Consider the following 23964-nt stretch of genomic DNA (forward strand, 5'->3'; position numbering starts at 1 on the left):
GGCCAGGGGCTTGCGGTACCGATAATCGGATGGATTGATTTGAAAGGATTTTTTTGATCACTCCAATCTTTCAGGCAAATGTGATCACCACACGTCGATTTTGCTTGCCTTTGCTTTCAATTTTTTGTACCAGCATGGGGCCGATCTCTTGTGTGTTGCGCACGTGTGTCCCGCCGCAGGGTTGCAGATCGATTTGCTGCATATCGCCGATTTTCAGCAAGCGGACACGGCCAACGCCGCGCGGTGGGGAAACCGACATGGTTTTGATCAGTTCCGGTTGGGCATCCAGTTCTTCGTCGGTGATCCAGTGTGTGCTGACAGGGTGGGCGGCTTCAATCAGTGCGTTCAAGAAGGCGGCGGCGGTGGTCTTGTCGGGTTGCTCGCCTTGTAGATCGAAATCCAGTCGGCCCTTGTCTTCAGCAATCTGTCCACCCGTGACAGGGTAGGGCAATGCAACAGACAACAGGTGTAGTGCGGTGTGGATGCGCATCAGGCGATAGCGTCGGTCCCAATCGATGGTGGCGGTGACTCGATCCCCGACTCGCAGGCTGGGGCTCTCCGGTGCTGGTATGTGAACGATACTGTCGAGACCTTCGCCCTTGCGGGTATCGGTAATGCGAACGATCCGTCCATCGGCATGTTGCAATTGCCCGGTGTCGCCTGGTTGGCCGCCCCCTAGTGGGTAGAACACAGTATGGGAAAGCTGGATGCCACGCTCGTCGATGGCGATCACCTCGGCATCACAGGAAGTCAGATAAGCATCGTCGCGAAACAGGCATTGGGTCATGGCAGGGGCTCCGTTGATCAGTTGTCACTGATCGTAGCCTGCCCCCAAGCCCGCGTGTAGTTACAGTTGGCGGGAAACTGCGTGTGATGGTGTACTGGTTGGATCTGTCAGCCGGGGCTGGCGAAACGGTTCAAGTCCCCTCGTACCCGTGCCTTGTTGATGGCGACATTGATACGTGCCAGCAATGCCTGCTTGTTGGCGTGTTTGGCGTAGGCAAAATGAACGGGATCTTTGATCAGCGGTTTGTCGAGCACGGTAACCTGGCCTGGTCGATCCGACAATTTATCCAGCATGTGCTGGACTTGTTCGCGGGTCTTGTTGTGGGTGCTGAGCAGCACTACATCGACACGGCGCGCCATGAGTTTTCGCAAGCGAATGCTGGTGAAATCGATGTCTTCCTCAACGTGGAACAGTCGGCCACGGTGTTGTTCGAATGCATCTCCATACACATTGCCCCGAAACACACTGACCACCTTGCCGCTTAAATCCTCAATCCCTTGGCAGGTAAAGCCCTCACCAGCTCGGGTAACCATCCAGATGTCGTTGGTACGCACCGGGACTGAAAAATCGAACAATGCCCTGCGTCCGGCCGTAGCGGACATTCCCCAGATCAATCCCTTGCCCTGCTCAGCCAGTGCCTGTGCCCGTTTCCAAGGGTAGGGCTGGATATCGAAGCGCAGGCCCAGTTCTTTTTCCAGGTAGTGAAACAGGGCTTGTTGAAAACGCGGCGGCGGGCCTTCGGCGCCCTCCTTGTTGAATGTCTGCTTCAGCAACAGCACCTCTGTTTCTGGTGCTGCAGCCAGCCACGACGGTAAGCAGCCCGGTAGCAAAGCCAGGCTCAATATGGCCTTGCGGCGTATCATTTTGACCTCAATTGTCTTGCCCTAATCCAATGACCTATATTAACCGATATGCCATTGGATTAATGTGGTTTGCTGAAAATTCTCAGGGAATATTTATTTGAACTGCTCATGATTTGAATACTCACTACGGATATATATGGATTTACGTTATTCTGGGGAGGTGTGTTAGGTGGAAAGCTGGTCACATAGGCGTTTAGCATAGGCGGCCCACATTGGGCTGCACGAAAAGCAGATAGGGCATTGGCGCGTCGATCAGGGCAGGGGATAACCCTGGCATTGAATCTTATCCGTGTATATGAACATTAAAGAATTCTAAAATTTAATCAATTTAATTATTTACATTGATGAACCTACCGTTTTCTTAATCTTGCTGGAAAAATGGCCGCGACAATGTGTCGGCTATTACAGTCTGTTAAACTCGCCAGCAAGGCTTTGTGGACGTGCCATCCGGGCTTGTATTGCCAGGACTGGTCTGCAACGGGATTTTTCCACTATGTTATTCGGGGGGGCGTATGACCATTGGTGATCATCAGACAATATTCCATGGCAAGAAGGTGGCCGATTTCCGTCCAGACGAACCACTGTTGCTGGATACCACGGTGTATCGCATTGCCGTTGAATATGATGACGAGACTTCGGTGGAGGATCTGCTGAATCAGTTTCTGGACCTGGCTGACAAGAGCAAGCTGGATGCCCTGATCATCGGCATCTGGGCCGACGCTTACGAGTCATCACCCCAGCCGGTACTGGATTTACTGGTTGAACGCAGTGCCGAGCTATCGGCGTTGCGTGCGTTGTTTGTCGGTGATATCACCTATGAAGAGTGTGAAATCTCGTGGATCATTCAGGGTCGCTACAAGCCATTGCTGGATGCTTTCCCGCAGCTTGAAGTTTTGCGTATTCGTGGTTCCAGTTCATTGGAGATCGAACCATTCGAGCACGCTAATCTACGTCAACTGACCATTGAATGCGGTGGTTTGCCATCAGACATTGTCAACAATCTGGCGAAATCCCGGTTGCCCAAACTGGATCATCTGGAACTGTGGCTGGGGACGGATGACTATGGCTTTGATGGTGGAATCAAGCCATATGAGCAATTGCTGACAACATTGGATGCCTCGCGCTTGCGTTATCTGGGCCTGAAAGATGCCGAAATTGCTGATGAGGTCGCGATCTATGTCGCCACCCAGCCTTGGTTGGCCAAGCTAGAGACGCTCGATTTGTCGATGGGGACCTTGAGCGACATTGGGGCCGAGGCATTGTTCAATAGTGAATATGTGCGTTCCCTGAAACGGCTGGATGTATCGCATCACTACATGAGCGATGCGTGGATGGAAAAACTGACCGAACTGCCAATTGAGGTAATCGCAGACGAGCAGCAAGAAGCTGAAGAGGATGACTGGCGCTATGTGGCAGTGGGCGAGTAACGCGACGAATGCGGTTGGTGTTATTGGCCCATCCAGCCCATCCGCGCGTGACCAGTTTGCAGCAGGTGTTGGTGGCGCAACATTTGCCACCCGCTGTCGTGGTGTCCTATCGTGACTGGTTGACCGACCCGACCATGTTGTTGGCAGCGCTGCAGGCTCCATGTTGGTTGAAATTGGAAGCCCCGGGCGAGGCTGAACAGATGTCGGATGTATTGATTGCCCGTGGTGCCGCCGCCAGTGGGCAAGTAACACCACCAGCATTAAGACATGGAGAGCTGGCCCATAGTGCCTGGTGGTTCCGCGGTTTTGCCGACGCATTGCGGGAGTTGGAAGTCGCGTTGTGGCAACGTCCCTGGGTTCGTTGTGTGAACCCGCCTGCCACCATTTTGGCCATGTGTGACAAATTGGCCTGCCAGCAGCGTTTGCAACAGCATGGTATAGATACGCCATTACTGCTTGGGGCGGTCACCGGCTTTGCCGATCTGCAGGCACAGATGCAACAACAGGCAATACGACGGGTCTTCGTCAAGCCGCGTTATGGGTCGTCGGCATCGGGTGTCGTGGCATTGGAAACCGATGGTAGAGGCCGTTTTGCCGCTACCACCTCAGTCGAGATGCAAACCAGCCCGACGCCGCAGTTGTTCAATTCGCTACATATTCGGCGCTATCGCGATCAGGCCGTGGCAGTACTGATTGATGCGCTGACGCCCAATGCGTTGTACGCCGAAGCCTGGGTACCCAAGCCGCGATCTGGAAATCAACGCTTTGATATTCGAATGGTGACATTGGCCGGTCAACCGACTCATCGGGTAGTGCGGCTGTCTCACCACCCGATGACCAATTTGCACTTGGGCAATCAGCGCGGCAGTGTGGAGAATTATTTGTCCCTGGCTGCCATCGAGCGCATGGAGGCGACGACAGACCTTGTCGCTGCTTGTTTTCCCGAAAGCCATGTGGCGGGCATTGACATGATTGTCACCGAGCGACGTTGCCACGTGTTGGAAGTCAATGCATTCGGCGACTGGTTGCCGCAGCTGCAGTGGCGAGGTAAAACCGTACATGAAGCACAGGTGGCTGCTTTGTTTGCCGCTGTGCCCGGTGTGATAGCCCCTTTTTGAAAGCCCGATTGGACCCCCATGATTGAATTGCGTCAACTCGAAGCCATGTTTGACAACGTGCGCGCTAATACCGACTGGAATATGGATGGCCTGATGATGTGGGGCTATTTCTTCACCGATCGGTCCGAAGAAAAACTGGAAGCCATCATTCCAGTGCTGATGAAGCTGGGGTATCGCTATGTTGATCTATATATTCCGGAGCTGGAAGACGATCAGGAGCCGTTCTTCTTTCTGCACGTGGAAAAAGAGGATATTCATTCGCCTGCAACGTTGCATGAGCGTAATTTGCAGTTCTATGCCCTGGCGGAGGAATATGGGCTGGACAGTTATGATGGAATGGACGTCGGCCCGGTTCAACGACACTGATCGCTCCCCTTTTGCCTGATTGGCTGTAAAGCATGTCTCAATTCAATATGAATCAGTTGGTAGGCCGATACGATATCGTACTGATCACCCTGGATACTTTGCGTTTCGATGCTGCCCAGCAACTGTTTGCAGCGGGCCGCCTGCCGAACTTGTCCCGTTACTTGCCGGCAAGCGGCTGGGCGCGCCGTCACTCGCCCGGTAGTTTCACCTATGCGGCACATCATGCGTTCTTTGCAGGTTTTCTACCTACCCCGGCCAAGCCAGGTCGCCACCCACGCCATTTTGCAGTGGCTTTTCCAGGGAGTGAAACCACGGCCTCAACTACCTGTGTGTTCGATACCCCCGATATCGTCAGCGGCTTGGCCGGGCGGGGGTATCGCACCATCTGCGTGGGTGGGGTGGGGTTTTTCAACCTGAGTTCGCCATTGGGCAAGGTATTGCCTGCTTTGTTTCAGGTGAGCGAATGGTGCCCGGAATTTGGTGTCACGCATCCTAATTCGACTGCGAATCAGGTGGCCTGTGCGCAGCGGCACCTGGCCGATTGCCCGGGCCGTGCCTTTCTGTTCATCAACGTCTCGGCTATGCATCAGCCCAATCGCCATTATCTGCCAGGTTGTACCGACGATTGCCTGGACAGCCACATGGCCGCCATGGCCTATGTGGATGGCGCCCTGGCGCCCCTGTTCGATACCTTGGCCAAGCGGGGCGGGGCCTTTGTGATCTTGTGTGCAGATCATGGCACCGCCTATGGTGAAGACGGCTTCGATGGCCACCGTATTGGCCATCCAGTGGTGTGGGATGTGCCCTATGCCGAATTCCTGATTCAAGGGCAATCATGACCAGTCTGACCGCGCGTTTACTGTCGGCGCCTTACAGCGCCTATTCCTATTCCTATCCGCACAAGACCGCCTACCGGCCCTTGCCGGTGCCATTGCGGCTTGGCCCGCTATGGGAACCGGAAAAACGTGATGCCTTGTTTTTGTACCTGCACATCCCGTTTTGCGAGATGCGCTGCGGCTTTTGCAATCTGTTCACGCTGGCCAAGCCCAATGCGGCTTTGCCTGATCGATATGTCGCCGCGTTGCTGAGGCAGATGCAGGTAGTGGCCGCTGAGCTGGGTTCGCACCGTATTGTGCGGTTTGCCATGGGTGGCGGTACGCCGACCTATCTATCGATGACACAACTGGCGACCTTGCTGGGTGGGGTGCAACGTCATTTCAATTTGAATATGGCGATGACACCGACCTCTGTTGAGGTATCGCCCGAGACGTTGACCGCAGAGAAGCTGTCACTGTTGAAACAGGCGGGTGTCGACCGCGTCAGCATCGGCATTCAAAGCTTTCTGGAAAGCGAAACGGATGCCTTGATCCGCCCGCAACCCAACCGGGTGGCAGCCGGTGCGTTGGATTTGATTCGCGAGCAGGGTATGTCGACCCTCAATCTGGATTTGATCTATGGCATTCCGCATCAGACCCCACGGAGCTTTCAGGTATCACTCCAGCAGGCGTTGCGTTGGTGGCCTGAGGAAATCTACCTCTATCCACTCTACGTGAGGGATTTGACTGGTCTGGGTGTGATACAGACCCGTACACCGGGCCGCTACCCGACCTTTGTCGTGCATCAGGGTGAGGCGGATCGGCGTGCGCAGTTGTATCAGGTTGGCCGGGACACGCTGCTGGCTGCGGGGTATGAGCAGGTGTCGATGCGCATGTTCAAGCGGCCAAATGCCCCCGGTAAGGCCGCCCCGGTGTACTGCTGTCAGGAGGATGGTATGGTGGGCCTGGGCAGTGGCGCACGTTCCTACACCCGTTTGTTGCATTATTCGACGGAATATGCGGTGGGTCGTCAATCAACCCGCGACATCATCGAACATTTCTGTGAGCGGCCGGCGGACTGGTTCCAGTCGGCGCATTACGGCATCGCACTGGATGAGGTGGAGCGGAAACGCCGGTTTGTGATCCAGTCGTTGCTGATCAAGCCGGGCTTGTCGTTGGCGGCCTATCGCCAGCGTTTTCCGGGGGGCGATGCCCTCATCGATGTGCCGCTGCTGGCCGATCTGCTGGCAGAAGGCCTGGCGCAGCTGCAGGACGACCTGTTGGGTTTGACCGAGCGCGGTCTGGCCTTGTCGGACAGTATTGGTCCGGCGTTGATTTCAGAGCCGGTGCAGGAACGCATGCGGCAATACGCGCTGGCCTGATATGCGACTTTCCCTGCTGTACCGTGGGGTACTGGCCAGTTGCAATTATGACTGCCCATATTGCCCGTTTGCCAAGCGCAAGGATACGCGGGCGACCTTGGTGCAGGACGCGTCCGATCTGGCGCGATTTGTGGACTGGGTGGCTGCGCAAAGCGATCTGACGCTGAATCTGCTGTTCACACCCTGGGGCGAAGCGCTGACGCGTCGTCATTATCGCGATGCGTTGATTCGCTTGTCACATCTGCCGCAGGTCGAACGGGTGGCGATTCAGACCAATCTGTCGGTGATGCCGGATTGGTTGGCGCAGGCTGTGCCGCAAAAGGTCTCGCTGTGGTGCACGTATCATCCCGGCGAAACGCCCTTGCCACGCTTTCTAGCCCGAATCGACCGCTTACAGGCGTTGGGTATACCGCACAGCATCGGCATGGTCGGAATCCGCCGTTTTTTTGCCGATATTGGCGCGCTGCGCCAGCAATTGCCGGCCAATACCTATCTGTGGATCAATGCCTACTGGGATGAAGGCCGACAGTATTATTCGGCAGACGAGGCGACCTGGTTAAGCCAGATCGACCCCTGGTTCGATCACAACCTCAACCCGCCACCTAGTCAGGGTACTGCATGCAGGGCGGGTGAATTGGCTTTGTCGGTGGATGGGCAGGGCAACGTGAAGCCTTGTCATTTTGTTTCAGAGCCATTGGGGAACCTTTATTGCGATGACTGGCGCCAACGGCTTCGTAGCAAGGCCTGTCCGAATACGCTGTGCGATTGTTACATCGGTTATGTACACCAGTACGACCAACCGTTTGCCGAGGAATATGGCATGGGCGCATTGGGGCGGGTGCCGTTGCAGTTTGATTGGCAACCGCCGGCCGGCTGGTCGGCAACCGGGCCTGCCAACCGCCATGGCCGGGCTGGTTGGATACGGCTGCATCCGGCGTAGTGGCTGGGTATACAGTTCAAATAAATTGCCCTACCGGTAAACCCAACGACAGTGTGGTATTCGAAAAAGCCGCTGCATGTGCCCGGGCATGTGGGGACAATAGTCGCAGCAGTACCGCTTTGCCGAGTGTCGTGCTCGACAGGGCACCGGCTTCCAGGCTGCCCAGCACTTCGATTCCCTGCACGCTTGGCCAGCCGGCTTTTTCGTAGAACGCCGCCAACGGTGGGTCGCAAGTGAACAAGCCCAGATCAGCATGGCTGTATTCGATGCAACGGGTGGCTGCCTGCACTGTCAAGCGCCCCAGCCCTTGTTGCTGAAAAGCCGGGTCGGTGGCGACGCAGCTCAGCGCTGCCATGCGAAATGTCTGGCTGGTGTGGGTCAGGAGCAAGTGGACCACAGCGGCATAGCTGACCAACTTGTCGTTACGGTAGATAAAACAGGATAGCGCAGCCAGTGACGGATCGTGTTCATCTGGTACCACCTCTCCTGGTGGTGGCAGATCGGGCCAGACACGATGCATCAGCATCGCAATGTCGCGCCTTACACGGTCGGCGGTTTGTTGATAAGGCAGGATTTGTACGAGATCAGCAGCTTGGGTCATAGCGCCTTTGCAAATAACAGGGTGCCCGTTCAGGGCCGGATAACAATGAAGACAGGAAAGTATTCGGGATGTCGATTCGTCGTGCAACCATTGATGATCTCGCCACCTTGCAGGCCTTGGGTGAACAAACCTATCGCGAACATTTTCAGGAACTATGGACTGAGCCTTGGTTGAATCGGTTCCTTGAGCAGGATTTTTCCGATCAGGCGTTGCGACACAGCTTGCAAGATAACCCTTGCACCACTTGGCTGTTGACTCTGGATGAAGATGATCTGCCGTGTGGTTTTGCCAAGGTCAACTGGCAGGCCACGGCGCCGATTCCGACGATTGCCAGCATCGAGTTACAGAAAATCTACCTGACCCGACACCGGGTAGGAACAGGGATGGGGCGGCGATTGCTAGGTGCCGTCATCGACCTGGCGAGGGTAAATGGTCACCACAGTATCTGGCTGGAAGTGCTGAAAACCAATACCAAGGCACAGCAGTTTTATACCAGCATGGGGTTCGAGTACGTGGGAGAGATTCCCTACGCCACGGACTTGTATGAAATCGGGATGCGGGTGCTGGTGAAGTCGATCTCGCCACGTGGTTGAGTGGATGGCCCAACCACATTTGCTGCTTTGGTTTGAACAACCGGTTCACCATCAGGTGGACAGGCACCCGAGTCCAATCAGCGTGGCCTCGACTGCTTCATCCAGTGGGGTGTGGGGTTCCTGGCCCAATATTGTCAGTAGGCGAGTGTTGTCCATGCGCACAGGTTGGCGCCACAGGTAACGCATCTCCAGCAGTTCGCGCAATGTGGCAACGAAAGGTGAGGCCAGGCGGATCAGCCACCATGGGAAGGCGCGTAGTTTGGGGACTCGGCCGGTTCGCCGTTGAACTGCACGCTGGATGGCTGTGGCCATTTGCTTGCCATCGGCATCCCAATGCCCAGCCATGTGGATATTGGTGAAAGGCGCCAACAGATCCTGCCTGCCAACCAGTTCGACCATGGTGCGTGCCACATCAGGCAGATAAGACCATTGATGCCCAACACCGGGATTACCAGGTAACTGGATGGTATCGATGGTCTGACCAGGTTTGATCATTCCTTGTGCGAACCAGCTATTGCCGACTTGTGGGCCGAAGAAATCACCAGCACGGACGATGATGACCCGTGCACCCAGCTGTGTGGCCGAATGCAGGCGGCGTTCCAGCTCGACACGGATTGCGCCTTTGCGTGTGGTGGGCCGTTGCTGTGCATCCTCCGTGATGAGCGGAAACGCATCAGGGCCAAAATTATAGACGGTGCCCGGCAGTACAATGGTGGCCTGTTCTGCCACGGCGGCGGCAATCGTGTTGTCGAGCATGGGCAGTACAAGTTCCGACCATTTACGATACCCAGGCGGGTTCACGGCATGTACGATGATTGAGCAACCACGTGCTGCCTGTGCCACATCGTCACGTTGCATGGCGTCTCCACGCAGCCAGGTGATGCCGTCACGTAGTTCCGTCTCATTTGCCAACCCGCGTGCCAACCCACGGACTGTCCAGCCTGCATCACGCAATTGCCGTGCTACCTCGCCGCCAATGCCACCTGTGGCGCCCAGTACTAATGCTGTGTTTGCTTGTTTCATGTTGTTTCTCTTTAGTGTCAGTTGTGATGAGAGACATTCTGGTTCAATACAGGGTTAAAAGAAATTGCTTAAAACAAGTGATCGGCTATACATTTATGTATGGATAATGACATCGGTTGGGAGCTGTATCGCTCCTTTTTGGGCGTGCTGGTCGAGGGCTCACTCTCTGGCGCAGCCCGTGCACTGGGGACTACGCAACCCACGATCGGGCGCCACGTTGCAGCTCTTGAGCAATCACTGGGATTGGTGCTGTTTACCCGTTCACAAACCGGGCTGATGCCGACCGAGGCGGCGCTGACGCTGCGAGGTTATGCCGAGGCAATGCACCATATGGCTGCTGCGCTGAAACGTGCGGCGGATAGCCAAGGGCAGGGTGTCAGAGGAACAGTGCGGATATCAGCCAGTGAGGTGATGGGCGTTGAGGTTTTACCGGCCATCCTGAATCCATTGCAGCAGGCACATCCGCAACTCAAGATCGAGCTGGTTCTGACCAATCGGGTACAGGATCTGTTGCACCGGGAAGCTGACTTGGCAGTACGGATGACCCAACCCAAGCAGGGTGCATTGATTGCAAAGCGAGTAGGGGAAACGATACTGGGTCTGCATGCCCATCAACGCTATCTTGATCGATGTGGCATGCCAATCGCACCGGCTGATCTGGCACAGCATGCCTTGATTGGTTTCGATGAAGAAACTCCTTTTCTACGTGCCGCGCGTACAGCATTGCCATCGTGGCAACGAGAGGCTTTCTTGCTGCGTACAGACAGTGACTTGGCACAGTTGGCACTTATTCGTGCTGGTTGCGGTATCGGCGTATGTCAGGTTGCATTGGCACACCGTGATACCGCACTGATTCAGGTTTTACCGACGCATTGGCAACTCAAGTTGGAAACCTGGATAACCATGCATGAAGATTTGCGCCATAGCCCACGCTGCAAAGTCACCTTCGATGCATTGGTTGCAGGGTTGTCGGCCTATCTGAATACAGAAATCCGGTAATGCGTTGCATGCTGTGCTCTGCGGTGTTGGCCGTGGCATAGAGTGCATGACATAACAGGACTCAAAGACGACGAGGTAACTAAGAGGCTGTTCAAGGCCTGTGATGAGCTGTTTGAGTCAAAATTTTTGGTTCATTCAAAAGCCAACCCATAACCGTGTTGCCGTAGGGGGCCAGCCGCATGAACGTGCTGTGGTTTGCACTGTGGACTAGGCATAGTCGAACCGTTGCGTGTGAATGCCAAGCGCGTCGACGCGCATCGGGGTGCCTTCGGGTTGAGCCAATTGGCGAGATCTTGCGGATTGCCTAGTCCGGAGATCGGCACTAGGCCGCACAACGTCGCAACCTAACGCTGCTACTGGCCCGCACCCAGCGGGGTTTCCTGTGAAACCACCCAGGGAAATCCCCCGGCTTTGCCAGGGAGGCAATAGCCGTTTGTCATGATCTATTTTCGCTACCATGGGCATCCATCCCATTGATTCAGTTCAATTCGTAAATTGGGACCGTACTCGTTAATTTTCCACTGATGCTGGCCGGGAGGATTTTTCTTCTGATCATTTATTTTTCCTGGTGAAATGACTCTTCTTTAGTACTGTCTGGTAATATCTCGGCCCCATGAAAGTATAGGGTCATGGGTCTCGGTTAACCTAATTAGCAGCTAAACCGTCAGTATCAACTGCCACTTCTATTTGTCATGGAATAAATGCGCGCAAATCTGTTTGTGGCAAGCGAAATTAGTCTTCTGTAATAGAGTCTGATGATGGAATAGAACCTTGGTGCATCCATACTAGATACAGCATTGACGTACGCAATCTCATGCCCTGTCACTGTGGGTTGAGGAATCCATGAAAATGGACTGCCTGCTCCATTGCAGAAATATGCTAAATCTCTGCATTGTGCCTAGGCCTGAAATGCAAGCTAAAAAGTAAAATTAATTAACCGAGCTATCGTTAAAAATATCAACAAATACGGATGCTTAGATGAGAAGATTTACCTTATTATTGGCGTTTTCGCTGGTTGCACTACTGCCGACATTCGGGCACGCCAGTGAGTTCATTTGCCAGGGACATGTCAGTTCGCTCAACATGTTTATTGAAACCCCACCTACAACGACGTATGACATTAAACAGGGGCAGACAGCTCAAGTTGAGTTAGTGGCACGTACCGTGGAGACCCATCTTGAAGGTTGTCCACAGTATGGTTATGAAACGGTAGAATTTCGTTTTGTTCCTGGTAAGTCGACAGGCTATTGGCTGAATACGAGAAAGATCAGTGAGGAAAAAGAGTACCTGTCATGCCCGACAAGGAAATGCCTTGCCAAGCCTATCAAAGTAACGCGCCGGTTTGCGTTGGAGGCGGCTTTGGGTGAGGGAACCCATGTCATTGAATTCTTTGGTACCGCCAAAGGCGATGTTAGGCAATCGACAGGCTCGCAAACGATTACCGTCACGGTGCCCGGCTTAGTCGATGGCTCCATTGATGGTATTACCATGAAAGATGGCAGACCAATCCTCCGTGGTTGGGCTTGCGAAGTCAAAAAAGAATATTCAATTGATGTGAGTATTTATGCAGAGAAAGCCAATGAACCGAAGGTATTCATGGCACAGACAAATGCCAATCAGCGCAGCGAAGATTCGTTGGTCAGACGCTGTCTGACCAACTTCCGATACTATCGCTGGGAGCTAGATTTAAGTTCCTATCAAGCCAAGCTGGGTGGTAGCAAGATTTATGTGGTCCCCAATACTGGCTCTGGCAATTTGGCCAATAATGGGAAATTTGTCATTCCCGACAATCGGGGGCCGGTAATTGGTTCGTTCGATGGTTTTTACACCAATCCCAATGGTTTCTCTACCGCGTTTGGTTGGGCGTGCGATATCAATGTTCCACAGTCCATTGACGTACTTGCCTATTTGGATGGCCCAGTAGGTGTTGGCCAGGGGCCTTATCGTTTTCCTACATATGTTGCCAGCGAGGCAGGGGTGAGTGCCTATTGCAAAACTTCCAATGTGGCGCATCGGTTCAATGTCGATCTGACACCGTATCAAAAGGATATTGCGGGTCGTCGCCTGTACTTCTATGGGGTCTCCGCTAGCGGACACGAGGATGTGCTACTGCCTGGCTCAGGGCAGCATGTTGTTCCACCCGCGCCGGTACAATAAGTGTTTTACTGACGCGCTGCAGATCGACATGTCACCATGTCGATCTGCTTGGTAGTTGATGGTCATCTTACCAAGACTCCGCCCCGTGCCCTCATGCTCTTGTGTGCTATCCGGTTCCTCCTATGCTCAAACACCAATTACTTCTCCCCGGTTTGGTTGCGGTGCTTGCGACATTCATACTGGCACTGTATTGGATTGTCGATCCGAGTCCCGAACAACCGTCAGCGTCACACTGGAATAGTTCACCCCGGCAAGCAGACTTGCCCATACCTACCAACACAACGCAGACTGTGCCCGCTCCGATGGCGGTGGACATTCTTACTTCGGGACGCTTACCTGGCAACATGCCACCGGACAATTTGGCTTTATCGTTTGGCCAGGCGACAAGTTATCGACAGTTCATTGAGCTGGCCTTGAAACATCCGGAGCAAGGAGGGTACCTTTATGCCCAATCAATTATGGCCCGTTGCGACGGTCTTGTCGCGACCTTGGCAAACACAAAACCTGCCACCCTGCGTAAAGAACAGTTGGCGATGCAAGTCAAAATTTCAGAGCGCTGTGATATGTCAACGGCAGAGATCCTGGAAATGATGATTAGTCGCCCAGGCCTATCACAGCAAGATCCGTTGTACCGTATGCGCCAGCAACTATCAGAGGTAAGCTTGCAGCGGGATATGCGCGCTCGCTCGATCCTGATCACCCAAGCACTTGCCAGCAAAGATCCACAACTATTACTGGAGTCCCCGGGATTTGCGCTGACGCGTGTTGATCCCTTTGGTCAAGGTAACCCACCCGCTCACTATTTCAATGGGAAATGGCTGAATGGCGAAGACTCCACGTTGTTTGCCATGGCTAAACGGCTCGCTGCTTGTGCCTATGGCCAGCCATGCCACACCGACCATGACCCATGGCTGATGGGGGAATGTGCAATCTCTGGGCATTGCTATGCAGATCGGGCAGCGTATATTGAAGCGCAAATTGTTCAGGGCCGGCCGGCTCACCAAAAAAAACTGTGGGAATATGTCACAGCCATTCGTGACGCCATTGATCACCAGAACGTCTCCGCATGGGTGCCAGTCAATTAAGATGCGCTACCGGTGAGTCGCAGCTTGCGGGCCGACCGGGCAACGCGAATCCCCGTCATTCCTCAGTTTGAGGAGCGACCAGGAAGCTCGTCAAACACTTTAAAATCTGTTCAAGGTCTGTGATGAACGGCCACCAGCGGGGTAAAGCGCAGCGCGAAAACCGGAGTGTATGTGTGATGCATGAGGATTTTTGAGCAGCACATGAACCCTGATCTTGGTCGCGCAATTAAGACATTGAACAGGTTCTAAGGGTAACCCAAGCATGGATAGCTTGACGGCTATCTTTGGTGCGGTAAGTTCCCGCCTCAAGGTGGGCATTAAGGTTCGCACAATTGAGACGAGCTGATCTGTTGGTCATCATCCAAGGTTCGAGTGTTATCGAGCCACTACAGATAGGGTGTAGTGCTGCAGTCGCTCGTGACCGGTACCTGACACGATTGCCAGATGGCAGGGTAATTGAAATCGCCGGGGAGCATGAAGATTATTATGGCCCGGACTTTTGTATCTACAGCGACGTGGTTGTACATCAGGGTGATGGACAATTCACATTGTATGCTTATCCTGAAGTCGTCTTCCCGCCAACAGATTTTCATTCAGCTACGTTGGTAGGCGACCATATCTATATTATCGGCAACCTTGGATATCCTCATTTGCGTCGACTTGGTGATACCCGGTCTATCGTTTGCATTGCCATACCTTTGAGATCGAGTGTATTGAGACCCACGGCGTATTTCCTGGATGGATATCAATCAATGGCCATGATGCCCGATATCTCCCTGAAATCCATGCCATCGAGATTGCGGGGACATGTGTTACCGTTTGATCGACGGCAATGCGGAATATCAGGACAATATGGGCGTTTTTCGGCTGGATCTGTACACCGGCTGTTGGTCGGGTGCAAGCGGAGTCTGTCCGGTTTGGCATAACAATTAGTCGACGTCTCGGAATGCATGCGGCTTGACTGCAACCCGGTCAGGGCACGTTGTCACAGGCACCGCCAGCCGGTGCCTGTTGTTTTCTTGAGATGGATTCAGACATTTTATACATAGTAAGAAAGATCGAATGATGACCAGCCCACATGCATCACTGATTCGCGCACTGCCCAAGGCAGAGTTGCACTTGCACATCGAGGGCACGTTGGAGCCCGAATTGATGTTTGCGCTGGCGCAACGCAATGGCATGACGCTGCCGTATACCGATGTGGAGGTGCTCCGTGCGGCTTATGACTTCAACAATCTGCAATCGTTTCTGGATTTATATTACGCCGGTGCCGGCGTGTTGATCACCGAGGCGGATTTTTATGACTTGACCTGGGCGTACCTGCTGCGTGCCAAAGCCGATCGAATCGTCCATGCCGAAATTTTCTTTGATCCGCAAACCCATACCGATCGTGGTATTGCCTTTGGAACGGCGTTCAATGGTATCCGTCGTGCATTGGATGATGCCCAGTTACAACTGGGGATCAGTTCCAAGCTGATCATGTCATTTTTGCGCCACCTGAGTGAAGAAGCTGGCTTTGCTACGTTGGAACAGGCCAAGCCCTTTCTGACGCGTATCGATGGGGTGGGGTTGGATTCCAGTGAGATGGGGCATCCGCCATCCAAGTTTGAGCGCTTGTTTGCAGCCTGTCGGGCGCTGGGGCTGTCATGTGTGGCCCATGCCGGCGAGGAAGGCCCGCCCGCTTATGTCTGGGAGGCGCTGGATCGGTTGGCGGTGTGCCGGATCGATCACGGTGTAAGGGCGATGGAGGATGATGCGTTGGTTGCACGATTGAAGGCAATCAGAATGCCGCTGACAGTCTGTCCTTATTCCAATGTCCGTCTCAAGGTGTTTCCGCAACTGGCAGATCACAATCTGCGTCAGTTATTGGCTGCAGGTTTGTGTGCCACAGTCAATTCGGATGACCCAGCCTATTTTGGTGGTTATCTGCAAGAGAATTACCTGGGCTGTGATCGCGAATTGGGATTGAGTCGTGACGATGTATTGCAGTTGGTACGAAATAGCTTTGAGGCCAGTTGGCTTGCGCCAGAAGAAAAAAATGCCTGGTTGATGGAATGTGATGCAGTGGCGAGATCATACCCAGCTTGATGGTGTAGTCTGTTCTGGTGGTATCAATAAGAAACGGGGCTTGCCCCGTTTTTATTTCAAGTTGATGAACGTTGCAGTAACCGAACCTTGGCTGACTTTGGGCGTAATGAGAACCAGCCTTGTGGTTCCAGCCGGTCCAGTGGCTGGATATCCCAATGACTGAGCAGATAAGCCAGCGTCGGGTAGAGGTCGGCCATTGCCATGGCTGTGCCGGGACAAGCTCTGTCGCCCAGTCCGAACGGGAAGAAAGCGCCTTTGGGTGCACGGGCATCAGTTTGGCCGCGGTTCGGACGAAACTGGTCGGCATTTTCAAACCAGCGCTCATCGCGCTGGGTTACCCAGGCGGAGATCATCACCAGATCACCTTTTTTCAGCGATTGGCCAAGGATCTCGGCTGGAGCGGTTAGCTGGCGCGGGGTCAGGCCATAGGCTGGCGGGTAGAGTCGCAGCGATTCATCAACAGCGGCGCGTAAGTACGTCAACGGGCCGATTTCCTTCAAGGTGCTGGCCTGAATCCAGTTGATCGCATTGATTTCATCACGTACCTCGGCCAGGATGGATGGGTACTGGTTCAGCAGCAACCAGCTCCAGGTCAGGGTTACGCCAGTAGATTGATGTCCGGCAAGTAGCAATGTACCGAGTTCATCGCGATGTGGGGCCAGGCCCAGTGGTGAGGTGGCGGCAATCTCATCCAGGGTGTCGTGAATCTGTCGCAGTGCCCAGCGCTTGAGTGGACAAAGTCTGCTGGGGAACCAGTGCCCAAGCGGGATGCCGGTCGATGTTTCCAGCAGTCCAACGCGGGACAGAATCTTGACTGCCTTGGCCAGACGATAGGCATGTGGCGACAGGTCAACCTGGAACAACACATGCCCGGACAGGGTCAGGCATAGGGCTGCCAGCTCCAGATTCAGATCGATCACCTGGCCATGCTGCCAGCGCTGGCCCCATTGTTCGGCCAGTTCCCATACTTCATGCAAGGGTGCCGGGTTGAGCAAGGGGCGGATTGTTTGCCGCCCGCTGCGTGCCACGTCACCCTCCTTGACGAAGAAGCTGCGGCCATTCCATTGCTGCATCATGCACAGGCTGGGCTGCCAGCGTTTCAGATGGCTGCGATGGTCGATCAGTAAGCTGCGTACCCCATCGGGGTGAAATACACACCAGACACGTTGGATGCCAATCCGCATCAGTGCAATATCCGGAAACTGTTCATGCACACTGTCCAGCCAGGCTAATGGGTCCTTCTGAATGGCGGTCCAGTGTTTGATGCCGAAATGCTGGCAGGGTAGGGTGGGGATGGCGGTCATGGTTATTTATAGTAAAAAACTATCAAAAAATAAAAATAATTAGATTTGATTAATTGTCGTGTGCGGTTTAAGCTGCAAATCATCAGTCAGGTGCTATCACGGTATAGCCATCCTACGTTTCTTGATACATGCCTTTACCAAGAAAGGAAATTGCCATGAGTGACAACAAGAAGTTGACCACTGCTGCAGGATGCCCGGTTGTCGACAATCAGAACGTCATCACCGCTGGCCCGCGTGGCCCGCAGCTACTGCAGGATGTCTGGTTCCTGGAGAAGCTGGCCCATTTCAACCGTGAGGTGATCCCCGAACGTCGCATGCATGCCAAAGGATCGGGCGCATATGGCTTTTTCACCGTGACGCACGATATCACCCAATTTACCCGAGCCAAGATTTTCTCGCAGATCGGGAAACGCACCGAGCTGTTTGCGCGCTTTACAACTGTGGCGGGCGAACGGGGGGCGGCCGATGCCGAGCGGGATATTCGTGGTTTCGCACTTAAATTCTATACCGAAGAAGGCAACTGGGATCTGGTCGGCAACAACACACCTGTGTTTTTCCTGCGTGATCCGTTGAAATTTCCGGACTTGAACCATGCAGTCAAGCGTGACCCGCGCACCAATATGCGTAGTGCAAAGAACAATTGGGATTTCTGGACATCGTTGCCGGAAGCCTTGCATCAGATCACCATCGTGATGTCCGATCGAGGGATTCCGGCAACTTATCGCCATATGCATGGCTTTGGGTCGCATACCTTCAGTTTCATCAATGCCGAGAATGAGCGTTTCTGGGTGAAATTCCATTTCAAGTCGCAGCAAGGTATCAAGAACCTGAGCGATGCCGAGGCCGAAGCGCTGATCGGCAAGGATCGGGAAAGTCATCAGCGCGATTTGCTGGAATCGATCGAGAGCGGTGATTTTCCAAAATGGACACTGTATGTGCAGATCATGTCGGAGAAAGATGCCGATAACGTGCCCTACAACCCATTCGATCTGACCAAGATCTGGCCACATAAGGACTATCCGCTGATCGAAGTTGGGGTGATGGAGTTGAACCGCAACCCGGTCAATTTTCATGCCGAAGTGGAGCAATCGGCCTTCAATCCGGCCAATGTGGTACCCGGGATCGGCTTTTCACCAGACAAGATGCTGCAGGGCCGCCTGTTTGCCTATGCTGATGCACAGCGCTATCGGCTGGGCGTGAATCATCACCTGATACCGGTGAACGCACCGCGTTGTCCGGTACACAGCTATCACCGCGATGGCGCAATGCGAGTGGACGACAACTTTGGTGGCACACTGGGTTATGAGCCGAATTACCAAGGTGAATGGGCACAGCAGCCAGACTACGCCGAACCACCACTGCCGATTACGGGGGCAGCAGCGCACTGGGATCACCGAGTGGATGATGATTATTACTCCCAGCCCGGCGCCTTGTTCCGTTTGATGACCCCTGCTCAACAGCAAGTGTTGTTCGAAAATACGGCGCGTTCTTTGGGGGAGGCACCACGTGCCATCCAGATCCGTCATATCACCAATTGCATGAAGGCAGACCCGGGATACGGTAAAGGGATTGCTAAGGCGCTGGGTATCTCAGAAGACGAATTGTCCTGAACGATCGGCCAGCCGGCAGGGTATCGACCCTATTGGTTGGTCTGTTACAAAGTGAGGTCCACTATGCATACCGACAACCTCAGATTATATGCCTTGCCACATCATGGGTGGCGCTACCTAGTCGGCTTTGCCATTATCTTGCTGGGTGCAGCACACATGATGGCCGATTTGGCCAGCTGATTCGCAAGCACGGCACTTTTTCTGACTGTCGATGGTTACATCGGCAGTTTCTCGCCAGGGTGGCGGCCAGCCCGAGTTGGCTTGGCTACCTTGCGTGAGCGGTTTCATCGAAACATCCAGCATGCTTCCCATTCACCGGAGACCTATCATGGATATCAATCTTGGCATTCCCGAAGCACAACGCAAGCAGATTGCCGATGGCTTGTCGCGCCTGTTGGCCGACACCTATACGTTGTACCTGCAGACTCACAATTTTCACTGGAATGTGACAGGGCCGATGTTTCAAACCCTGCATCTGATGTTTGAAGCACAATATAACGAGCTGGCCCTTGCAGTGGATGCCATTGCCGAACGGATCCGGGCATTGGGTGTGCCTGCACCGGGTACCTATGCCGCCTATGCCCGTCTGACGTCGATCAAAGAGGTGGAGGGGGTGCCCAAGGCCAAAGAGATGATCACTTTGCTGGTGGCGGGTAACGAAGCGGTGGTACGTACTGCACGCAGCATTTTTGCGGTGGTGGATGAAGCCAGCGATGAAGCCACGGCCGATCTGCTGACCCAGCGTTTGAATCTGCATGAGAAGAATGCATGGATGCTACGTAGTCTGCTGGAAGAGTAAGAAGGTGACAATGGTGCCATGGCTGGGTCAAGGCTGGTCATGGTGCTGTTTCGCCATGATCAACGAAGTTGTGCTGTAGTCACTGCTTGGAGAGCGGATATGGTTTGGCAGAATAGCCAGAAGTGTTGCTGGTGCGCCGGAGAGGACTCGAACCTCCACAGCCTTGCGGCCGACAGGACCTAAACCTGTTGTGTCTACCAATTTCACCACCGGCGCAAATGGGGTGAAGCAAGCGAGGCGGGACTATAACAAAGACCTGCCAGCTTGTCGAGCCCATTCATGTTGGTTTTGTGGTTGTATGAGAACGTATTTCGCCATTTCATGTACAACTGTCTGCCAGATCAAGGTGCTATGTCATCTACACTCGGCTGCTCACGGGCAGGTTTCAGGCTTTGGGTACTGCCTGACAAGGATCAGGGCGAGCGTGGGTGGGTAGATGGATAACGCGATCGTATGAAGTCATGTCTGCTTGACTGGTTTCGATGAAACCAATCGATTGGAAATCCTGCCGAGTCATTTTCAACCAACGTGGCACACCGATACCTCGTTGTACATGGCCGTTACCCGCCAATAATACCGCTCCCTGCGATGCATGCTCACTTAACAGCTTGGCCATCCAGACATCTCTGGCAACCTGCGCATCCACCATCTTTCTGGCAACTGTGACAGGTAGGGCATTGCAGTGCCCCTGCATGATGGCTTGTTGCTGTTGTTCAACAAGATCAGAAGCCAGTGGTACATCCAGCTGATAGTGTTGGCGAGTGGAGGCGTCCAGTGCAGCGGCGAAACCATCACGCATGATTCGGCCGGCATCGTTGCGGGATACGTTGGCTGCCAGAATGGGCAGGTGGTATTGCAGCGCCATTGCAATCACCGGCTTGTAGTAAGGCCATTCCCAGCGGGTACTGCCGGCCGCCTGAATTACACAGTCTGCGTCACCACATTGTTGCATCGCCTGATCTAACTGCGGTTGTCGTTCGCGGTCGAATTGTTCCATGACCAGCACAGGGCGCCAACCGGCGTTGATGTACTGCATCAGTAACGATAGTCGTTCCTGATGCCCTTGTGGATGGTCGTGAACTTCGCCAAGCAACACGATGGATGCGGGCGGTGAGAGCGGGATATGTTGGCAGCCAGCTAAGGTTAACAGACTGGCCAGCCCGATCATGAGCGGTTTAAGCATAAGATGGCAGGGTGTGATGTGAATGATGGGTCGGTACATTTTCTGCGATACGCCACAACACACCCGAAGGGTCGATCAGCACAAAATCCCGCATGCCCCAAGGGCGAAGTTCCACCGGCGTCAGCCTGACCGGTGGTTGGACGCCGCCGCTGCGTAGCACATGGGTATGCCAAGCGTCGACATCATCGACCAGCAAATGCATCATCAGATTGTGGGCACACGCTTCGACATAATAATCCTGTAACAGAAAACTGCACTGGCTATGGTGCAGGAAAGCTACGTCGTCCTGAATGGAGGCAACATTGAAGCCCAGCGCGCGATAAAAAGCCAGTGACTGCGTGAAATCCCTGGCGGGGATAAAAGCTTTGATCTCGATGGTATGGGGCGTTGACATGACTGGACACCCGTTTGATGGGATGCATGTCACTGTATCATTGATCGTTATATTTGAGAATAATTCTCAATAGTTTTGTGGTGTGTATGGCTGGGTAGGTGCTGATCACATGGCCCAACCAACACTGGGTCGAAACTCAAGCCTGACCGGATTCAGCCCATTGTTTTCCGTGTGAAGGGGGCAATCGGTCAAAAGAATTCATCCAGCAGGCGATAGAATGCTGCGCGATTCGGATCAAGCTGCATGCCATAGTGGTCAAGGAAAGGGTCAATCCATTGCTCGCCCAGTTCTTCCGCAATATCGCGGACTGCCAGCGCCAGATCCTGATGCCGATCAGCAACACCCAGTCGGCCGCAATCGATGAACCCGGTAAAACCACTGGAATCGACCATCAGATTTGGCATGCAGGCATCACCATGCGTGACGACCCAGTCTTCAATGGATGGCTTCAATGTATGCAATTGCTGATAAAGTGCCTCAGGCGACTGCCCCTGATTCGAATCGTCCAGATCATCATGATCAACCAACCCTGCCATCATGCGTGCCAGTGCACGTTCAATGCGAATCGTTGCCTGATGGTCAAACGGGCAACTGGCTATATCAAGTTGATGCAGCTTGCGCAGCGCTGCGGCCATGATGGCGACGGTGTTGGCTGGTGTCAGTTGTGTAGAAAACAGATCAGTCCCTGGGACTGCACTTAGCAGCAGCCAGTCTTGGCCCGATTCATGTACTTCGCTGAGTACCTGGGCACACGTAATACCTGTTGTGTTCAACCAGCGCAGACGTGCCGCTTCATCGCGTAGTTCGCTGAGTGGTCCGGCAGGCTCGGTTTTGACGAACAGAATGGCGTTGTTGGGCGATGTCAGCCGAAATACCGCAGCATCTGAACAACCAACGGTCTGTCTTGTCCATGTATAACCATCTAGCTGGCTACACCATACACTCGGTGGAGTGAAAGGCTCGGTGTCCATATCAAGCTTATGCAAGCGCTGAGGTTGATCAATCTCATTCATGAAGGTGCTCATCAATATGCTGTCCCGACAGGTCATTGGTGAACTGCGGCTTAAATGTGACGACATCCTATCAACTGAGATGAGGTGTATCCAGGTGAATCAGTGATAGGGGCGGGTTGCCAGAAAAAAAACGGAGGGCCATGGCCTAGCCCTCCGCGCAACTCACCGGAGACCGGCGAGGGTGACACTGGTGCAGTCAGCAGCGATTGCTGACCGAAGCATGCGTTGATGATCAGAAATAATATTCCAGGCCCAGCAGGACGCGGGATTTGTTCCACCAGCCAGTTTCCTTGATATCGTGATTCTTCACATAGCGACCGAATACGACCAGTGAGGGATCAAGGAAAGTCAATGCCTGTACGGCGGTCAGCGAGCCACCGTTGTCGGTAACCGGGCCTTTCAGATCATCGTTCTTGGCATGGGTGACTTTAAATACCCAGTCTTCCATCTTGTAGACGGCAGCCAATTGATAGGTATTACGGGTGTAATCACCCTTGGTAGCGGTACCTAGGTCGGAGCGCAGCTCGGATTCGCCACGCATCCATACACCGTAGGCAGACAGCCCACCAACAATCGGGGTTTCGAAGCCCACTAGGTAGTTGGTGCTGTCGGAGACGGAGCTGCGCTTACGGCTGGATTCAAAGCCCGCATGCAGGGTCACCGGGCCCAGTGCCAGGTGGCCCATGCCGCTGACAACGGATGAATTGCGTACTTCGAAGTCATTCCAGACGTTGTCCTTTTGACCTACGGGGATGACGCGGTCACCGCGCCCTACTGAGATCGAGCCGGTGAATGGCCCAAGCTTGGGCGAGTCGTAGCGGACCTGGTCGGACAGGCGGACAAAGCTGCCACCGCCGGGGACTGTGGTCGCTTCGACAATCGGGCCGACACCCCCATTGGCATAGGGCCAATCCAGCGTTTCACCGAACGGTGTGACCAGCCGGCCAACACGTACTTTACCCAGGCTACCCTCAAACCCTGCCCAGGTATCGCGGGTGCCGAACGTACCGGATTCATAGGTGCGGGCAGTCAGGCCGTTGGGGCCGATAAAGCCGGTTTCGATCTGCCAGATGAACTTGGCGCCACTTTTCAGATCTTTGCTGCCCTTGAAACCGATACGGCTTTCGTTGAGTACTTCGTTGTTCTTGTGACCATCCGCCCCTTCGGTGGACATCAGACCGAATGCAACAACGCCATAAATATCGACATTCTTGATATCCGCATGGGCGCTCATCGACAGGCAAGCCGCGGCGACAGATGCGGCGATTAACTTCACGTGACGCATGGTGTTTCCCTCTCTTATTGGTGGTGCTGACAAATGACTCCTCCATCTGCGGCTTGACGGCGCCGCAACGGGCTGTACCCGAATGCCGTATGGCTACCCTGCTTGGCCAGCTTGCATTTCCAGGGCGTAAGC

23 protein-coding genes and 1 tRNA gene are annotated in these 23964 nt (G+C 54.0%); 13 read left to right on the forward strand and 11 right to left on the reverse strand.

Features of this window, described 5'->3' with window-relative positions; translation table 11 throughout:
* Positions 1-70 precede the first annotated feature (70 nt).
* Together FFS57_RS11225 and FFS57_RS11230 are read right to left on the reverse strand one after the other, a co-directional pair.
* Positions 71-787 (reverse strand): alanyl-tRNA editing protein, encoded by a 717-nt coding sequence (locus FFS57_RS11225; RefSeq protein ID WP_137937887.1) that lies wholly within the window; start codon positions 785-787, stop codon positions 71-73.
* Between the two features lie 107 nt (positions 788-894).
* The gene (locus tag FFS57_RS11230; RefSeq protein WP_137937888.1) at positions 895-1650 is read right to left on the reverse strand and encodes a substrate-binding periplasmic protein; all 756 of its coding nucleotides are present in this window, start codon (positions 1648-1650) and stop codon (positions 895-897) included.
* Between the two features lie 512 nt (positions 1651-2162).
* Here FFS57_RS11230 and FFS57_RS11235 point away from each other — a divergent pair.
* Genes FFS57_RS11235 through FFS57_RS11260 form a run of 6 tightly spaced genes read left to right on the forward strand, consistent with a single transcriptional unit; the run spans position 2163 to position 7698 of the window.
* A complete protein-coding gene (locus tag FFS57_RS11235; protein WP_137937889.1) occupies positions 2163-3077 on the forward strand; it encodes an STM4015 family protein in 915 nt (304 codons plus the stop codon).
* Positions 3078-3085: 8 nt separating this feature from the next.
* Positions 3086-4195, forward strand: coding sequence for an STM4014 family protein (locus FFS57_RS11240; protein WP_137937890.1), 1110 nt, complete (start codon positions 3086-3088; stop codon positions 4193-4195).
* An 18-nt stretch (positions 4196-4213) separates the two neighbouring features.
* Positions 4214-4561 carry a ribonuclease E inhibitor RraB gene (locus FFS57_RS11245; protein ID WP_137937891.1) on the forward strand — a complete coding sequence of 116 codons (348 nt, stop codon included), beginning with the start codon at positions 4214-4216 and terminating at the stop codon, positions 4559-4561.
* Positions 4562-4593: 32 nt separating this feature from the next.
* Positions 4594-5400, forward strand: a complete 807-nt coding sequence (locus FFS57_RS11250; RefSeq protein ID WP_137937892.1) for an STM4013/SEN3800 family hydrolase — start codon at positions 4594-4596, stop codon at positions 5398-5400.
* On the forward strand, positions 5397-6758 hold the full coding sequence (locus FFS57_RS11255) for an STM4012 family radical SAM protein (RefSeq protein WP_137937893.1): 1362 nt from the start codon (positions 5397-5399) through the stop codon (positions 6756-6758). Before FFS57_RS11250 ends, FFS57_RS11255 begins: the two co-directional genes overlap by 4 nt.
* Before the next feature lies 1 nt (position 6759).
* Entirely contained in the window at positions 6760-7698 is a 939-nt protein-coding gene (locus tag FFS57_RS11260; RefSeq protein ID WP_171013846.1) for an STM4011 family radical SAM protein, read from the forward strand.
* Positions 7699-7714: 16 nt separating this feature from the next.
* Here the strand turns inward: FFS57_RS11260 and FFS57_RS11265 are convergent, their stop codons facing one another.
* Positions 7715-8299, reverse strand: a complete 585-nt coding sequence (locus tag FFS57_RS11265; RefSeq protein ID WP_137937894.1) for a GNAT family N-acetyltransferase — start codon at positions 8297-8299, stop codon at positions 7715-7717.
* A 68-nt stretch (positions 8300-8367) separates the two neighbouring features.
* On the opposite strand from FFS57_RS11265, the gene FFS57_RS11270 reads away from it, so the two are divergent.
* Positions 8368-8892, forward strand: a complete 525-nt coding sequence (locus FFS57_RS11270; protein ID WP_137937895.1) for a GNAT family N-acetyltransferase — start codon at positions 8368-8370, stop codon at positions 8890-8892.
* A gap of 51 nt (positions 8893-8943) precedes the next feature.
* Here the strand turns inward: FFS57_RS11270 and FFS57_RS11275 are convergent, their stop codons facing one another.
* Positions 8944-9915, reverse strand: coding sequence for an SDR family oxidoreductase (locus FFS57_RS11275; protein ID WP_137937896.1), 972 nt, complete (start codon positions 9913-9915; stop codon positions 8944-8946).
* 99 nt (positions 9916-10014) lie between these two features.
* Between FFS57_RS11275 and FFS57_RS11280 the strand changes: the two genes are divergently transcribed.
* The 4 genes from FFS57_RS11280 to FFS57_RS11305 all read left to right on the forward strand — a co-directional run bounded on the left by FFS57_RS11280 (position 10015) and on the right by FFS57_RS11305 (position 16244).
* Positions 10015-10914 carry a LysR family transcriptional regulator gene (locus FFS57_RS11280; protein WP_137937897.1) on the forward strand — a complete coding sequence of 300 codons (900 nt, stop codon included), beginning with the start codon at positions 10015-10017 and terminating at the stop codon, positions 10912-10914.
* 978 nt (positions 10915-11892) lie between these two features.
* Entirely contained in the window at positions 11893-13071 is a 1179-nt protein-coding gene (locus FFS57_RS11285; protein ID WP_137937898.1) for a hypothetical protein, read from the forward strand.
* Positions 13072-13193: 122 nt separating this feature from the next.
* Positions 13194-14156, forward strand: a complete 963-nt coding sequence (locus tag FFS57_RS11290) for a hypothetical protein (RefSeq protein WP_137937899.1) — start codon at positions 13194-13196, stop codon at positions 14154-14156.
* Between the two features lie 1062 nt (positions 14157-15218).
* Positions 15219-16244 carry an adenosine deaminase gene (locus FFS57_RS11305; RefSeq protein WP_502705912.1) on the forward strand — a complete coding sequence of 342 codons (1026 nt, stop codon included), beginning with the start codon at positions 15219-15221 and terminating at the stop codon, positions 16242-16244.
* A 56-nt stretch (positions 16245-16300) separates the two neighbouring features.
* Here the strand turns inward: FFS57_RS11305 and FFS57_RS11310 are convergent, their stop codons facing one another.
* Positions 16301-17548, reverse strand: a complete 1248-nt coding sequence (locus tag FFS57_RS11310) for a cytochrome P450 (RefSeq protein ID WP_137937900.1) — start codon at positions 17546-17548, stop codon at positions 16301-16303.
* Between the two features lie 155 nt (positions 17549-17703).
* Between FFS57_RS11310 and katE2 the strand changes: the two genes are divergently transcribed.
* The gene (gene katE2, locus FFS57_RS11315) at positions 17704-19158 is read left to right on the forward strand and encodes a catalase KatE2 (RefSeq protein ID WP_137937901.1); all 1455 of its coding nucleotides are present in this window, start codon (positions 17704-17706) and stop codon (positions 19156-19158) included.
* A 117-nt stretch (positions 19159-19275) separates the two neighbouring features.
* Here katE2 and FFS57_RS25200 read toward each other — a convergent pair whose 3' ends face one another.
* Entirely contained in the window at positions 19276-19446 is a 171-nt protein-coding gene (locus FFS57_RS25200; RefSeq protein WP_171013848.1) for a hypothetical protein, read from the reverse strand.
* Between the two features lie 40 nt (positions 19447-19486).
* On the opposite strand from FFS57_RS25200, the gene FFS57_RS11320 reads away from it, so the two are divergent.
* The gene (locus tag FFS57_RS11320) at positions 19487-19957 is read left to right on the forward strand and encodes a Dps family protein (RefSeq protein ID WP_171013850.1); all 471 of its coding nucleotides are present in this window, start codon (positions 19487-19489) and stop codon (positions 19955-19957) included.
* A gap of 129 nt (positions 19958-20086) precedes the next feature.
* Here FFS57_RS11320 and FFS57_RS11325 read toward each other — a convergent pair.
* The 5 genes from FFS57_RS11325 to FFS57_RS11345 form a co-directional block, all read right to left on the reverse strand.
* A tRNA-Leu gene (locus FFS57_RS11325) sits at positions 20087-20173 on the reverse strand.
* Positions 20174-20342: 169 nt separating this feature from the next.
* The gene (locus tag FFS57_RS11330) at positions 20343-21140 is read right to left on the reverse strand and encodes a ChaN family lipoprotein (RefSeq protein ID WP_137937902.1); all 798 of its coding nucleotides are present in this window, start codon (positions 21138-21140) and stop codon (positions 20343-20345) included.
* Positions 21133-21534 (reverse strand): DUF8817 family protein, encoded by a 402-nt coding sequence (locus FFS57_RS11335; RefSeq protein WP_137937903.1) that lies wholly within the window; start codon positions 21532-21534, stop codon positions 21133-21135. The genes FFS57_RS11330 and FFS57_RS11335 overlap by 8 nt, the downstream gene beginning before the upstream one ends.
* A gap of 188 nt (positions 21535-21722) precedes the next feature.
* Positions 21723-22505: an APH(3')-II family aminoglycoside O-phosphotransferase gene (locus FFS57_RS11340; protein WP_137937931.1), complete on the reverse strand. Its 783-nt coding sequence runs from the start codon at positions 22503-22505 to the stop codon at positions 21723-21725.
* 274 nt (positions 22506-22779) lie between these two features.
* The gene (locus FFS57_RS11345; RefSeq protein WP_137937904.1) at positions 22780-23832 is read right to left on the reverse strand and encodes a porin; all 1053 of its coding nucleotides are present in this window, start codon (positions 23830-23832) and stop codon (positions 22780-22782) included.
* Positions 23833-23964: the final 132 nt, after the last annotated feature.

Source organism: Chitinivorax sp. B (assembly GCF_005503445.1).
Taxonomy (GTDB): Bacteria; Pseudomonadota; Gammaproteobacteria; order Burkholderiales; family SCOH01; genus Chitinivorax.